This is a genomic window from Roseburia sp. AM23-20 (assembly GCF_003470905.1).
Taxonomy (GTDB): domain Bacteria; phylum Bacillota; class Clostridia; order Lachnospirales; family Lachnospiraceae; genus Roseburia; species Roseburia rectibacter.
Window position 1 is genome coordinate 1 of record NZ_QRHS01000041.1, and the last position, 14,690, is coordinate 14,690.

The 14,690-nt window shown below is 40.1% G+C and carries 14 protein-coding genes and 1 other annotated feature; of the genes, 2 read left to right on the forward strand and 12 right to left on the reverse strand.

Annotated elements, in window-relative coordinates:
* Positions 1–570 precede the first annotated feature (570 nt).
* From rplL to rpmG, 7 genes are all read right to left on the reverse strand, one after another.
* Positions 571–948: a 50S ribosomal protein L7/L12 gene (rplL, locus tag DW650_RS18520; protein WP_117921879.1), complete on the reverse strand. Its 378-nt coding sequence runs from the start codon at positions 946–948 to the stop codon at positions 571–573.
* An 87-nt stretch (positions 949–1,035) separates the two neighbouring features.
* Entirely contained in the window at positions 1,036–1,599 is a 564-nt protein-coding gene (gene rplJ / locus DW650_RS18525) for a 50S ribosomal protein L10 (protein WP_117921880.1), read from the reverse strand.
* A gap of 148 nt (positions 1,600–1,747) precedes the next feature.
* Positions 1,748–1,881: a sequence feature (ribosomal protein L10 leader region), on the reverse strand.
* A 71-nt stretch (positions 1,882–1,952) separates the two neighbouring features.
* Complete coding sequence (gene rplA / locus DW650_RS18530) at positions 1,953–2,648, reverse strand: 50S ribosomal protein L1 (RefSeq protein WP_117921881.1); 696 nt, start codon at positions 2,646–2,648, stop codon at positions 1,953–1,955.
* Positions 2,649–2,787: 139 nt separating this feature from the next.
* Positions 2,788–3,213 carry a 50S ribosomal protein L11 gene (gene rplK, locus DW650_RS18535; RefSeq protein ID WP_006855728.1) on the reverse strand — a complete coding sequence of 142 codons (426 nt, stop codon included), beginning with the start codon at positions 3,211–3,213 and terminating at the stop codon, positions 2,788–2,790.
* Positions 3,214–3,283: 70 nt separating this feature from the next.
* The gene (gene nusG / locus DW650_RS18540; protein WP_006855729.1) at positions 3,284–3,802 is read right to left on the reverse strand and encodes a transcription termination/antitermination protein NusG; all 519 of its coding nucleotides are present in this window, start codon (positions 3,800–3,802) and stop codon (positions 3,284–3,286) included.
* 17 nt (positions 3,803–3,819) lie between these two features.
* Positions 3,820–4,035, reverse strand: a complete 216-nt coding sequence (gene secE / locus DW650_RS18545; protein WP_015521110.1) for a preprotein translocase subunit SecE — start codon at positions 4,033–4,035, stop codon at positions 3,820–3,822.
* Positions 4,036–4,061: 26 nt separating this feature from the next.
* Positions 4,062–4,211, reverse strand: coding sequence for a 50S ribosomal protein L33 (gene rpmG, locus DW650_RS18550; RefSeq protein ID WP_006855731.1), 150 nt, complete (start codon positions 4,209–4,211; stop codon positions 4,062–4,064).
* 404 nt (positions 4,212–4,615) lie between these two features.
* Between rpmG and fliD the strand changes: the two genes are divergently transcribed.
* The gene (gene fliD / locus DW650_RS18555; RefSeq protein ID WP_243103022.1) at positions 4,616–5,914 is read left to right on the forward strand and encodes a flagellar filament capping protein FliD; all 1,299 of its coding nucleotides are present in this window, start codon (positions 4,616–4,618) and stop codon (positions 5,912–5,914) included.
* Between the two features lie 92 nt (positions 5,915–6,006).
* Here fliD and DW650_RS18560 read toward each other — a convergent pair whose 3' ends face one another.
* From DW650_RS18560 to DW650_RS18580, 5 genes are all read right to left on the reverse strand, one after another.
* Positions 6,007–7,203, reverse strand: a complete 1,197-nt coding sequence (locus DW650_RS18560; protein ID WP_118210795.1) for a CgeB family protein — start codon at positions 7,201–7,203, stop codon at positions 6,007–6,009.
* Positions 7,204–7,368: 165 nt separating this feature from the next.
* A complete protein-coding gene (locus tag DW650_RS18565) occupies positions 7,369–8,625 on the reverse strand; it encodes a glycosyltransferase family protein (protein WP_118210796.1) in 1,257 nt (418 codons plus the stop codon).
* A 12-nt stretch (positions 8,626–8,637) separates the two neighbouring features.
* Complete coding sequence (locus DW650_RS18570) at positions 8,638–10,224, reverse strand: AAA family ATPase (protein ID WP_118210797.1); 1,587 nt, start codon at positions 10,222–10,224, stop codon at positions 8,638–8,640.
* 72 nt (positions 10,225–10,296) lie between these two features.
* A complete protein-coding gene (locus tag DW650_RS18575) occupies positions 10,297–11,490 on the reverse strand; it encodes a glycosyltransferase family 2 protein (RefSeq protein WP_118210798.1) in 1,194 nt (397 codons plus the stop codon).
* A gap of 2 nt (positions 11,491–11,492) precedes the next feature.
* Positions 11,493–13,205: an AAA family ATPase gene (locus DW650_RS18580; RefSeq protein WP_118210799.1), complete on the reverse strand. Its 1,713-nt coding sequence runs from the start codon at positions 13,203–13,205 to the stop codon at positions 11,493–11,495.
* A gap of 120 nt (positions 13,206–13,325) precedes the next feature.
* Between DW650_RS18580 and DW650_RS18585 the strand changes: the two genes are divergently transcribed.
* Positions 13,326–14,339, forward strand: coding sequence for a glycosyltransferase family 2 protein (locus DW650_RS18585; protein ID WP_118210800.1), 1,014 nt, complete (start codon positions 13,326–13,328; stop codon positions 14,337–14,339).
* Positions 14,340–14,690: the final 351 nt, after the last annotated feature.

Consider the following 14,690-nt stretch of genomic DNA (forward strand, 5'->3'; position numbering starts at 1 on the left):
TGTGTTGTTCTGTTTGTCAACAACTTTTTTATTTTATTTTGGAAGTTTTTCCAAAATGACGTTGTCCGCTGTAAGATTATGTCACATCTTGCGGTCAGCTTGACTATAATATCATCTGTTTCTTCTTCTGTCAACTCTTTTTTTGCAATATTTGATTTTTAGTAAAATGGAGATTACTCAAGGTAAATGTCATACTCTGCTGCACCCACTCTAAAATCCCCATCTTCAGCTTTACATTGCCCAAAATGCCAAAAGAAGTCCGTTTCATCCAAATACATTACTATCGCCTCAAAATAACAGTTGTATGCCCATAAGCGTTCCGTTATGATCAAAAGCAGATACAGGCTCCTCGCAAACATTCCATTGTCATAAGAGGCAGAACACAGGCTTCGTAATCATTCTATTGTAAAAACAGAATACGGGCTGTGCAAACATTTTCTTGTAAAAGAAGAATACGGGCTGTGTAAACATTCTTTCGCAAAAAAGAGCAGTTGCCAGATATGTCTGGCAGCTGCTCTTCTATAAGCACACTTTCCCGTGCACATTTTGCCTTGTTCAAAACAAAAGCAATTATTTTAATGTAACTTTTGCTCCCTCAGCTTCAAGTTTAGCTTTGATATCCTCAGCTGTTGCTTTGTCAGCTGCTTCTTTTAATACTTTTGGAGCTCCGTCTACTACGTCTTTAGCTTCTTTTAAGCCTAATCCTGTAGCTTCACGAACAACTTTGATAACTTTAACTTTGTTCGGGCCAACTTCTGTTAACTCTACATCGAACTCAGTCTTCTCTTCTGCTGCTGCGCCGTCACCAGCACCTGCTGCTGCAACTACAACGCCTGCTGCTGCAGATACGCCGAACTCTTCTTCACAAGCTTTTACTAAATCATTTAACTCTAATACGCTTAACTCTTTGATAGCATCGATAAATTCTGCTGTTGTTAATTTTGCCATTATAATTTTCCTCCATTATAATTTATTATAGCATCGGTCAGTCTCTCTGCCGTGCCCCTATACTGTTTCATCCAGCCGCCGGATAGATTACTCTGCCGGTGTTTCTGCTGGTTCTTCTGCAGCTACTGCTTCTTCTGCCGGAGCAGCTTCTACTGCTGCATCTGCCGCACCGCCTTTTTCTGCGATCTGATTGAGAACGCGAGCAAGGTTGGTAATCGGAGACTGTAAGCTTCCAAGTAATTTGGAAAGAAGTTCTTCTCTTGACGGTACTGCTGCGATAGCTTTCATGCCTGCCTCGTCATAATAAGTACCCTCAACAACACCTGCTTTGATTTCAAGAGCAGGAGCTGTTTTAGCGAACTTAGCTAAAACTCTTGCCGGAGCTGTTGCATCCTCAGTAGAGATAGCGAAAGCGTTTGGTCCTTCAAGAACGTCTCTTAAGCTTTCGAACTGTGTACCTTCTACTGCACGGCTTACTAAAGTATTTTTGTATACCTTGTAAGTAACACCAGCTTCTCTTAATGCTTTACGTAACTGAGTATCTTCTGCTACGGTAAGTCCACGGTAGTCAACTACTACGACTGACTGTGCATCTTTGATGTTTTCAGAAATTTCCTGTACGATAGGCTGTTTGAGTTCTACTTTTGCCACGAATCGTGCACCTCCTTTTATTATTTTGCCGGCAGGTAACTCCTGTCGGATCGCAATGGATAATCCACCGCTGCTGCATAAAAGACTTGAGGTATATAAAACCGTTTTTTATATTTATAATAAATTGCACCTTCATAAGTGAATGTATTGTAACAAATAAAAAACTCCCTGCAAAGACAGAGAGATACGGTCAAAATAATCTTGATAAAGATCCCCTCGGTAGGTCGTCTTACGTTTACGCCATGTGGCACCTACTGTCTTCGGCATATATGCAAACCGCTGAGCGGTCAAAAACCAACTCAACGATTTGCATTATAACATTGTATATTATGGTTGTCAACAATTTTCTGCTGTTACTGTGTAATTTTAACTACGTTTAATCTTACACCAGGTCCCATTGTAGATGTAAGAGTTGCACTCTTAACATACTGACCTTTTAAGCTTGCAGGTTTAGCTTTGTTGATTGCACCCATAAGGGTCTGGAAGTTGTCGCTTAACTGTTCTTCTGTAAAAGAAGCTTTTCCAACTGGCACGTGGATAATGTTTGTTTTGTCCAATCTGTACTCAATCTTACCAGCTTTGATGTCGTTAACAGCTTTTGTAACATCCATAGTTACTGTTCCAGCTTTCGGGTTTGGCATTAAACCTTTCGGTCCAAGTACACGGCCAAGACGTCCAACAACGCCCATCATGTCCGGTGTAGCAACAACAACATCGAAATCTAACCATCCCTCGTTCTGAATCTTCGGGATCAGTTCCTCGCCGCCTACGAAATCAGCGCCTGCTGCCTGTGCTTCATCAACCTTGGTTCCTTTTGCGAATACTAAAACCTTAACTGATTTACCAGTTCCGTGTGGTAATACAACCGCACCACGGATCTGCTGCTCTGCATGACGTCCATCACAACCTGTTCTGATGTGAAGTTCGATTGTCTCATCAAATTTAGCTGTTGCGTTTTTCTTTACCAGGCTGATTGCTTCAGCAACATCGTACTGAGCAGCCTTGTCAAAACCTTTAACAGCTTCCTGATATTTCTTTCCTCTTTTCATTCTAAAAAAACCTCCTGGTGGTATTATCGGGAGAGGGCCCTCCCACATAATCGTTAACAAATAGTCTTAATTGTTGTAGAATTTTCCAGAAGAATGCCGCTCTTGCATTCTTCCAATGAATTTGCTGTTTTTGCAAATTCTATTCTTCTACGGTAACGCCCATACTTCTTGCAGTACCGGCGATCATGCTCATAGCTGCCTCTAAAGATGCTGCATTTAAGTCTGGCATTTTTAATTCTGCGATTTCCTGTAATTTTGCTTTGGAAAGTGTAGCAACCTTTGTCTTGTTCGGTGTTGCAGAACCAGATTTAATGTTGCAGGCTTTCTTAATTAATACAGGAGCAGGTGGTGTCTTTGTAACGAAGCTGAAGCTTCTGTCTGCGTATACTGTAATAACTACAGGGATGATAAGATCTCCCTGATCAGCTGTTCTTGCGTTGAACTGTTTTGTAAATTCAACGATATTAACGCCGTGCTGTCCAAGAGCAGGTCCAACTGGAGGAGCAGGTGTAGCCTTGCCAGCAGGAATCTGCAATTTGATATATCCTTCTACTTTCTTTGCCATTTGGAATTGCCTCCTTAATCCAATGTTTCAGGCATGATCTCATACCTGCGCACAGATCCTGGTCTGTGCATTAATTGTTAAGTTTTACATCTGCGAAACTTATTTCTACCGGTGTTTCGCGACCGAACAGTTCAACATTGATCGTTACACTCTGTTTTCCGTGGTTCATCGCCTGAATTACTCCGATGGTGTCTTTCCAGACGCCTCCGGTAACCACAACGGTGTCTCCCTCTGTAAAGTCAACTTCAATGTTCTCTTTTTTGATTCCCAATGGTTTCATTTCCATATCGGTAAGTGGAACCGGCTTACTTCCCGGACCAACAAATCCGGTAACACCACGGGTATTTCTGACAACATACCATGTGTCGTCATTCATAACCATATTGATAAGAACGTATCCCGGAAACATTTTCTTTGATACGGATTTTTTTGCGCCATTTTTCATTTCGACAACATCCTGCATCGGGACGCGGACCTCTAAGATCTGATCTTCCAGATGTCTGTTTTCAATTGTCTTGTCAATGTTCGCTTTTACCTTATTCTCATATCCTGAGTAGGTATGAACAACATACCAGTGTGCCTCTGCCATAAATCACTCTGCCTCCATTAAAAATTAAAACCAACAAGGAAATCAACGCCATACTGAATTGCGAAATCCAAAAGCGCGATAATAAGACCTAATACAACGGATACAGCAATAACCGCCGTGGTCTGTCTTACAAGTGATTGTTTCTCCGGCCAGATGATCTTTTTGAACTCAGCCGAAAGACCGGTAAACCAACTCTCTTTCGGAGCCTTGTCTAACTTCTCGGTTTCTCCCATTTTTTCACTCCTTTGCCACGCGCGTCTTATTTGGTTTCTTTGTGTAACGTATGGGTCTTGCAGAATCTGCAATACTTTTTGGTTTCCATCCTGTCAGGATGAGCTTTTTTGTCTTTTGTCATGTTGTAGTTACGGTTTTTGCATTCCGTACATGCCAATGTTATTTTTGTGCGCACAACTTCCACCTCCATTAAAATTCTTTGTGCTTTTTCCTGCCCCGGTCTCCGTAGTGAGACGTTTTCTAAGGATCAGCGACAGTCCTTAAAAAAAGGCATAAAAAAAAGACCTACTTCCATCGCCTGTCTACTATATCATATCCGTCTATTTCCGTCAATCTTTTTTTATATTTAAAAATCCACAATATCTATCCATACTTTTCTGTGAGTTTTTTCCTATTTTATTTCCTATTTCACATTTTTTTCTCAAATGGTATAATATTTTTAGATGGTTCAACCGAAATAGTTCTAAAGAATCTTTAAATTTATATTAAAATCCCCACATTTACCATGCCAGGCGGCAAGGATGCTGTCCTATAACCTGATAAATGTTATATATTTCATGGAAGAAAGGAGGGGTTTTCTTGGCTGCTATTGACAGTGCATATCATTATTATTTAAGCACTTATGGCACTTCGAAGGTATCGCGTTATGATACCCATAAGAAGAGTCAGCTTCGTGCTGTCTATAATCAGATTGTAAAAACAAACAAAGATACTCCTCTGTATAAAATTCCAGACTCCACAGATGTCAAAAAATTTGCGATTGATCTGAAAGAACATACCCGCTCAATCCAGAATGTGATCGCGGCTCTTTCTGACAATGATGAGGGGATTGAAAACGTATTCAATAAAAAAGTGGCAAAGTCTTCTGATTCATCCTCTGTTAATGTTTCCTACATCGGAGAAGATCAGAATCTCGATAATTCTCTGCATTTTGATGTTGAAGTAAGGCAGCTTGCTGCTCCGCAGATCAATATCGGAAAGTTTCTGTATCCTGATGAATGTGATTTTAAGGCCGGTACTTACACATTCGACATATCAACTGACTTAAATTCATACGAATTTCAGTATACGGCAGGCAGAAATGATGACAATCAGTACATTCTTGAAAAACTTGCACGCCTGGTCAATTCTTCCGGCGTCGGAATCCATGCAGATCTTGCGAAAAATGCCAGCAATAAGATTGCACTGCGTCTGACTTCAAGCCAGACCGGTCTCGCTGACGGTCAGTCTTATCTGTTTGAAGTTACCCCAAGTTCCGATCATGCATCCGCAAAAGCAATGCAGACACTCGGTATTGACAATGTTGCCCAGCAGGCATGTAATTCTTCTTTCCTGTTAAATGGTACTGAACACGCATCCTTGTCTAACACTTTTACCGTCAACAATGCTTTTGAGCTGACATTGAACAAACCAAGTTCCCGGACAACGCCTGTACAGATTGGTTTCAAAACAACCGCTGACTCTGTTGTAGACAATGTACAGTCTTTGATAAATGCGTACAATAATCTGATCCAACTGAGTTATCACTATGACGGTACACAGGAAGCAGATAAATTGCGGCGTGATTTCACGCAGGTAGTGAAACCTTATTACAATGAATTTGAGTCATACGGACTGAATTTAACAGACGATGGAGAAATCAAAATCGATACAAATCTCCTGACAGACGCCGTTACTTCTGCTGATGCCAAAGAATGTTTTTCCACATTAAATAAATTCAAAAATGATCTCGGAACGACCGCTGGAAATGTCTCTGTTGACCCATTAAATTATGCAAGCAAAACGATGATCACATACAAAAGACCCGGACATAAGAATTTTTCCTGCCCTTACCTGACCTCCATTTATTCCGGAATGATGTTAGACAGATACTGCTAAACGGACACTTACAGATTTTCTGTAGTGTCCGTTTAATATTCCAATATCCCAGATGCAACTTCAGATTATGCATCTTTCGCACTGATCATGTACTATATATCATTTTCCTGATTTTCATTTTCTTCTATAATATCCAGCATCGTATTTATTCTTTCTATATAATTGTGATGCTCCCTTACTTTTCGATAACCATTTTCTGCGATTGCCAGACGTTCTTCCTCATGTGCCAGATAATATCCTGCTTTTTCACAAAGATCATCAATTCCGTCAAAGCATACTAAATCTTCGCCTTCTTTAAAATAATATGGTATCTCTGCCTGATAGTTCGTCAACAAAAAGCCACCTGCCCCAAGCACATCCCATACCCTGAGCGGTATGCCGCTCTTGATATTCGGAATCGTAAAATTCAGATTGATCTTTGACATACGAAAAACCTGCGGCAGCTCACTCCAGTAATCAACCGAACCACAGTACTGAATCCGCAGCATATCACTTATATCACTGTTACTGTACACATTGATATGATAACGTTTTGACAGTTCGATCAATGCACGTCTGCGCTCCACTTCCGCAATTTTAAATCCAAGTACGGTCGTCTGAAAGATCAGTCCAAGATCCGAAAACGACCCTTCTGATTTTTCCAGTTCAAAATATTCCTGAAGTTTTTCCAGTATATCCGTGGTCAGCATAGATTCCACAATATTTGCACCACTGATATTTAACTGTGCCTCGATCACTGCGTCAAAATACCCCCGTAGATATTCTGGCAGCCTGCTTTTTATCTTATCATAAGAATTTCTTTCATAAAGGCTTCCAACAAATGCGATATCCCCTTTGTATTTCTGTATTTCCGGCGAATTTGCAATCACCATATCCATCCGGTTTGTATCTACCGCAAGCGGAAGATACCAGATATGCTCTACTCCCATCTCCCGAAATTCCAGATAATTTGTCTTATCAAAGGTAAATATATAATTGCAGGGATGAAAAATAGATTCGTGATACATACTGATCAGCGGATTGTCACAGCTCCACGATACATATTTTATTCCCATCTTCTGACAGACATTCGAGATCAGCGCAAAATAATTGACCGTAAATACCATATCATAATGCGTTTCCTGCATTTTGTGCTCAATTATTTTTTCAAATTCCGGATCAATATCATAATTGCCAAGGTGCTGTTCGATATTATCCACAGTATGTCCCAGCAATATAAATGTCTGCTCTATGTCTCTGTAATTATAAGCCTTCCAGCGATACATCAATATGTGCATAATAATCCCCATTCCTGCGCTGCTTTTAAGCGCATCACAAGTTTGTGCGAAGCACAAATCTTGCGTGTGAAAAATGTATTTTTCACACTAATCTCCATTCCTGTGCTGTTTCAGCCAAAATAATGTTCTCATCTGTATATAAAGCCTGTTGCAGAGAGAGAATGAAAACCTCCGGCTCTACATCCATGCTTCCCTGATCCACGCTGCCCTGCTTTTCCACGTATGATGCTCTTTTGCTGCCTGATATCCACAGTCTGCCATCTTTTGTGTGGATTGCATGTGTCCAAACAGATCAAATACACGTTCCGGCAGGGTACGGATTTCATTTCTTGAAAACATCACAAGCTCTTTTCCATCCGTAAATTCTCTTCGCAGATAAGTGGAATCATCCGTCACAACTGCTGCCCCCGCAAGCATTCCATTAAAAATACGGTCATGTGCTCCGGCTTTAAACCAGGTCATCGTATTCAGGACAATCTTGCTGTCGTTCATCAGTGGCAATATTTCCGGCGCAAGTACTTTTCCACCATACACCAGATACGGATTATCGCTCCATTCACACTGATCCCAGCCTGTTCCATATGCTGTCACGCGAATCCCATTTTCCACCAGAATACGGACAGCCTGTTCACGGAAAAATGACGTGGCATACGAGTCAATAAAACGCATCTGCACGATGATCTCATGAATACGCTGTTCTGAAATATCATTCCGCTTATATTTTAAATATTCTTCTATCACATCCTCTGTTGTCCGGTCAGGATGATGCACCAGTTCTGACAGCACAGCCTGTGCCATCTCCTCTCCATCGACTTCCGGGATGGATGATAGATCCGGTATCATCTTCGCAACTGTGTAGATCGGCAATGCCCCGGCATATAAAACATCAATTCCACGCTCCGCAAGCAGCTTATGCCTGCTGCCAAGTTCCACTCCCGCATGTGGCAGGAAATCAGTATACCGGATATTTTTAAAGTATCTTCGGATGTAGCGGACATGATTCCGGTCTGTACACAGCACAACGGATGTGTCCGGCGCATTCTGCAATGGTTTTTCATAATGAAACGGGTGATCCATCAGGATATTGATGTATGGAATCTCATAGGTTTCCCACAAATTCGGCTCTCTTGAGGAATTTATATCTTTTGGGGAATATCCCATATTCTGTTTTGAACATGCATCACCAGTTTCTGTTTTGGCTTCCGGAAGTGTCAGATTATATCCGAGGTTATTAAAAGTGACACCAAAAAATCTCTGTCCTTTTTTTGTACCTTCTTCGATGCATTCGATCAATGCCTGCTTACTCTCCTCCTCCAAACGGGCATCATAAGTAAATGAGGCATACCCCATGATCTCAAACGCATTTTTCAGTTCCTGTGTAAATAAGTCAAGGGTATCGTAGATGCCGGTGATGTAGATGATGGTTGTTTGCATGGTTGTCTCCTGTTACAACTTGATTCTTTCTATCCTGCAGCTATGTCTTTTATAATCGTCCTTTACAGAATCTGTATTGTCATAATTAATGCCAACCAGGAACACTTCTCCATGGTAATCTTTCAGACTCTGCATGTATTCCTTCTTCTTTATCTGTGCAATGGCTGCATCCGAAGATTTATCCCATTTTAATTCCACTACGATTGCTGGCACATCTCTATATTTTCTCGGAACAAACACAATATCTGCAAATCCCTTTCCCCCGGCGAGTTCCCGATACATCACATAATCTTTTCTTGCAGCATAATATGCCAGCGAAAGCACACATGACATAGAGTTTTCATCATTATACTTTAAAATGGATATATTTTCCTGATGCACCTGCTCGATCATTTCCGCAACATATTCTTCTTTTCCATCTATAGTTGCCTGAAGCAGTGTTTCAGAATTACGAATCGCATCCATGACCGGTTCCCATCCGCCATCCTCTATGCAGTTAATAAACTCTTTCTGCACCTCCTGGTTTGGAATAGAAACCGTCTTGTTCTCAAAATCGTAGGTCAGGTACCCCAAATGCACTAAAAGCGTAAATACATCATCTACGCTCGCAAATGTGGACATATCGTTCTGAAACTTATCCGGATTAATCCTTATACGGCTGCCTGATATAAGCTGTGTGACTAATGCCTTCAAGTGATACATGTCCATCTGGATATATTTTTTTAGTGCCTCATAGGTTTCCGTCTTCGTCCAATAACTGTCAAAATCATGTCCCAGCAATGACATGACTACTGATCTTGGATTATAGATCTGAACGCCCTTTAAATCATATCCATCGTACCACTGCTTCATTCTGTCATAAGGCATACCATATGACACACACAGACTTTGAACTTCCTCTTCCGTAAACCCGGTAAATTCAGCGAGTTCCCTTTGATTGGTCATGGAATATTCATCAAACATATTGAGAGCTGAATGCTCGCCATACTTTTTAATCGGCAGTATTCCCGTCATATAAGCCAACGCAATATATGGCTTATCTTTCATCCACAGGCGCAAGAAATCCAGATATTTTTTCTGCGCTTCATCATCCCCCGGATACTTTCGGAATATACAGTCCCACTCGTCGATAATGATTATAAATTTCTGATTTCTCTGACTATATATGTTCTCCAATACATCAATAAGATCCTCCCAGTCAAAACAGTCTACGTCCCCGTATTCCCGCCTGATATCCCACAAAAGTCTCTTTTGCATATAATCAATCATTCCGTCCACTGTCTGCGCTCTGTTTAAGAAATCAAGCATATTGACACGAAGGACATTATATTTATTCAGATTTGCCTCAAAACTCTCATCCTGTGCAATCTTATAATCAGCAAACATGCTTTTGGAATCGCATCCTTTACTATAATATGCCACAAGCATATTTGCAGTCATAGATTTTCCAAAACGGCGTGGTCTGCTTACACATATATTCTGATGTTCGGTATTCAGATTTCGATTCATTTCAGAAATCAGCATGGTTTTATCCACATATATCTTGGAATTAAGTGCTTTCTGAAATTCTTCATTTCCCGGATTTAAATATATTCCCATTCTAATCTCCATTCTGCATTTGAAAAATTATATTTTTCACTCTGTTTCTCCAATAAGCTGACTATAACAAATTTAACTGTTTATCAATTTTAAACGTTTTTTTGCCGGCTCATAATTACCGCACTTCTGATAATAATACTTTGCCTCACTGATTTTCTCCAGACATTCATAAATAACTCCAACATTATAATAAGCTGCATAGGAATTTACTCCCGCCATCCTGCAGTCCCGGTGTTTGACCGCTTTCAAAAATTCTCCAACTGCTGCATCAAACATAGCGTTGTTCATATAAATGAGTCCCATCAGGAACTGAAAATCCGCACTATTTCCAAATTCTTCATAAATATTTTCAAAGAAAAGTGCTTCCCCGGCGCGTCCGCTGTTGATCAAGGCATAGCCGTAGGTTTCCACCATATCGATGACATATTCTAACTTTGGTTCAAGGTCATAACTGAGCCCATGGGCGAACCAGAAGCATGCCTCGTCATAATCTTCTGCCATGTAATAGCTTTTTCCAAGCTGGTATAATAGATACGGGATCTGCTGCTCTTTTTTTGCATCTGCAATTTCAGATTTCTGCTCTGCATCCGTATCCTGCTTTGAGAGATTCTGATCTAACTGCGTGGCATGCACTTTTGCATCCCATCCTGAATTTTTTAATTCCTGCTCCAACAGTCTTATGTTGCGCAGCGCTTTTGCCTTTTTTTCTTTCTTTGGAAGATCATAACCCGTATGACCGATCACGACCGGTGCTTCGTATGTACGATATTCCTTTTCATCATAGGCGGTTACCTGCTCATGGATTCTTCCCGTGTAATGAAAACATTCTTTTGCAAAAATGCGGTTGATCCACTCTTTATTTTCCTGCTTTCCATCTTTTCCGGAAATGATATTGATTCTCCGGATCCTGCCAACCGCATCCGGACGTTCTGTGATCATTTTTTCCAACTCTGCCAGATCGATCTTCTGTAAATATTCATCGCTGTCAATGACCATCACATATGGATATGCTGCTTTTGAAACTGCAAAATTCTTTGCTACTGAAAAATCATCGCACCACGGGAAATCATAGATATTTTCCGTATATTCTGCGGCGATTTTTTTTGTCTGATCTGTCGATCCGGTATCTACTACGACCAGTTCAAATCCGGTGTTCTGGAAGGATTTCAAGCAGCGTGCCAGATTGTGTTCTTCATTTTTGGTGATGATGCAGACTGATAACATGTAATGATTCTCCTGTGTGCCGATCGCTATATTGGTGGGCATATTCACTCCTCCCTGTCTGTCCCAATCAAAACTTTTTTGCCTTCAAATGCAAATCCATAATGATATATCTGTTCCTTTCTGATTCCTTTATCAAGCAGGTCTGCATCGTATTTTTTCTCACAGATCTGCTTTAAGGCAGACAGAACTGTCTCTTGAATACTTTTTTCCTTTCGTGGATTTCGAACTTTGAATTCTAAAATAACTGCTTTGCATTCCTTTGAATTTTTCGGTTCTAACATTACATCATATCTGCCAAACCCACTTTCACGGTTGGATTTAAGGTAATATCTATCCCGCAGGTCAACAAGCAGACCTAATACAAAACCATGGTAAAAACGCTCAGGCTCTGCCCCAGATGCCCTCTCTCCAGTGTCGAAATAACTAAATGTCTGTATAGCAATTCGATTCATGTATTCATTCATCGCATCCACATCACCAAGTAACATTGCCCTTACAAAATCATTGTAATCTGGTTGTACAGGAGCAAACCAGTCATGTACCATACCCTGAAACATTAACTTTACTTCCAGATTCGTCAACGCAAGCTGGTATTTCGGCATCTTCCCCTCCTCAATATCCTGATACGTTTCATAAGATAATACTTTCAAATATCCACTCGCCAGCAAAAGACTCCAAACTGCTTTTTCATTTCCATTTAATTGATTGTATACAATCTGCTCTTCAATTTCTGACCAGATGTATTCTCCGCACAATAATTTTTCAAATTTTTCCTTAATTGTACGGTTTCCTTCCTGAATCAATTTTCCTACCAGACTATTTGCACTTGTATTTGCCCAAAATGTTTTGTATAACTGTGTATCGAGATAATTTAAAATTGACCATGGATTATAAATATCTTTGTGTTCCCCAAAAATGAAACCATCGTACCATCTTTTTACCTCTTTTTTTTCTTTCTCAAGACCATACTGTTCCAATGCATCAAAGACTTCCTTCTCTGTAAAACCAAATACAGAAGCATATTCATTTGATGTAGTCGTAACTATCTTTAAATTATTCAAATCTGAAAAAACGGATTCCTTACTTACTCTTGTGATTCCCGTCATAATTCCACGTTCCAGTGCCGGATTCGTCTTAAATGTCGAATTAAACAAGCTTCGGGTGAATGCGACAAGTTCATCCCAGTAACCATCCACAAATGCTTCCTGCATGGGTGTATCATATTCGTCTAACAAAATGATAACTTTTTTTCCATAATATCTATACAGGAAATCTGATAACTGATATAAAGAAGATGTCGCATCCGTCTCTTTTATATTTTCCTCCAACATACGCTCATAATATGCTCTGTCGGCATCTGTAAGCTTTTCACTGTCTTTAATATAACAAAACTTTATATATATGTTTCTTAACACCTCACACATCTTTTGTTTTGTTTTCTCATAATCTCTCTCTTTAATCCGCGCAAATGACAGACTGATGACAGGATAAGTTCCCTGCAGCTCACGGTATTTTTCTTCTTTCCAGATCGCCAGATGTTCAAACAAATCTGACCTGCCGGCATAGTCTATGGAAAAGAACTGCTCCACCATACTCATTGTAAGTGTCTTTCCAAAACGACGCGGACGGGTGATCAAAGTCGCACTGTCTCCGCAATCCCACCATTCTTTAATAAAAGGCGTTTTATCTATATAAAAATAGTTTCCCTGGATGATTGTGGAAAAATCCTGTATACCGATCGCTATATTTCCAGACATTGTGACCTCCCTGCTTTTCAGACTGATATTGTGCATTCCTTTTTGTTGTGATAAATTAATAATATACCATTTTTGTTTATTATACCATACATAACCTTTTTACCAGGAGAATTTCGATCTATGAAAAAAGTAAGTGTCATCATCCCATGTTTTAATGCAACAAAATATCTTCCGAAATGCTTTATGTCACTTGTACAGCAGACAATCGGAATTGACCAGATCGAACTGATCTTTGTAGACGATGCATCCACAGATGAGGATGCTACCTGGAACATGCTGCAGGAATTTGAACGCGCCTATCCGGAAAGCATTATGATCTTAAAACTTGAGGGAAATATGCGCCAGGGCGGTGCACGAAATGTCGCCCTGCAGTATGCAACAGGCGAATATATTGCATTTGTTGACGCTGACGATTTTGTCTCTGAAAATTTTTTGTTGGAAACTTATGAAAAAGCGAAAGAATCGGATGCCGATATCATCCAGTTCGAATATTTTTACTATACAGACCGTCTGGGTGCCGTGGACTCCGGTCGGAACATTACACCGGAAGTAATTGAAATTTCTTCTGTCAGTGACCGAAAAAAATTTCTAATCTCAGAAAAAGTTACCTATGGCTGTTGGAATAAACTTTACCGTCATGATCTTTTAAAAGCCGCTCATACCGCTTATGCAGAACATGTCATTTATGAGGAGCCACTTTTTGTATACCCGCTTTTATATTTTGCAAATAAAATCGTAATCTTAAACGATGCCTACTATTATTACAGACAAAATGATTCTGGAACCATGCGAAATGATATGAGACAGGAAGAAACCCTAAAAATGCATGCCGACGTCCAGCTTGCTGTCTGGAATTTCATGAAAAAAACTCCATTTTTCAAAGAATACTATGATGAAATCAAACTATATTTTCTCCATACCTATCTGTACGAGACACTGTATTTTGCAAAACTCCGGGATTTTAAACCCTCCTATGCTTTCTACAAAGAATTAGAAAAAACGGTGATTACAGAGGTTCCGGATTATGAGGAGTCCACTTACAGTGCTCTGATTCCGAAGCAGATGGAGCTGTATCGGATGATCGGGGAGGGGATGACGGAGGTGAAGTTTAAGGAGTATTGGGAGCGGCTGTGAGCTGCTCCCGGTTACTCATGATGATTTGTTATCTCAATTGTAAGTCCTCAATTTTCTACTGATGATCAACTGAATATTGATATCCTCTCCCAGCTTGTAATGCCTCTTCAATCTGATTTGAATATGAACCCTCTCAAGAAATTTACCTTAAACTTCATCAACCAATGTAATAATATCTTTAATTGACATCAGTCTGTCATCCACTTCCTTTGCTCTATGATATCTTAAAATATCTGTTGCAGTCTGCTGCATCGCCGGAAAGGCACTTCTTGTAAGCTGATTCGCATATATTACGTAAGTACGTAATCATCCGTATCTGTCAGCAACTATATTTTTCTGATACACTCTTTT

Coding starts and splice junctions, on each gene's coding strand:
- rplL (WP_117921879.1), bottom strand. CDS start 948: ATGGCAAAATTAACAACAGCAGAATTTATCGATGCTATCAAAGAGTTA.
- rplA (WP_117921881.1), bottom strand. CDS start 2,648: ATGAAAAGAGGAAAGAAATATCAGGAAGCTGTTAAAGGTTTTGACAAG.
- rplK (WP_006855728.1), bottom strand. CDS start 3,213: ATGGCAAAGAAAGTAGAAGGATATATCAAATTGCAGATTCCTGCTGGC.
- nusG (WP_006855729.1), bottom strand. CDS start 3,802: ATGGCAGAGGCACACTGGTATGTTGTTCATACCTACTCAGGATATGAG.
- secE (WP_015521110.1), bottom strand. CDS start 4,035: ATGGGAGAAACCGAGAAGTTAGACAAGGCTCCGAAAGAGAGTTGGTTT.
- DW650_RS18560 (WP_118210795.1), bottom strand. CDS start 7,203: ATGGGGATTATTATGCACATATTGATGTATCGCTGGAAGGCTTATAAT.
- DW650_RS18565 (WP_118210796.1), bottom strand. CDS start 8,625: ATGCAAACAACCATCATCTACATCACCGGCATCTACGATACCCTTGAC.
- DW650_RS18570 (WP_118210797.1), bottom strand. CDS start 10,224: ATGGGAATATATTTAAATCCGGGAAATGAAGAATTTCAGAAAGCACTT.
- DW650_RS18575 (WP_118210798.1), bottom strand. CDS start 11,490: ATGCCCACCAATATAGCGATCGGCACACAGGAGAATCATTACATGTTA.
- DW650_RS18580 (WP_118210799.1), bottom strand. CDS start 13,205: ATGTCTGGAAATATAGCGATCGGTATACAGGATTTTTCCACAATCATC.
- DW650_RS18585 (WP_118210800.1), top strand. CDS start 13,326: ATGAAAAAAGTAAGTGTCATCATCCCATGTTTTAATGCAACAAAATAT.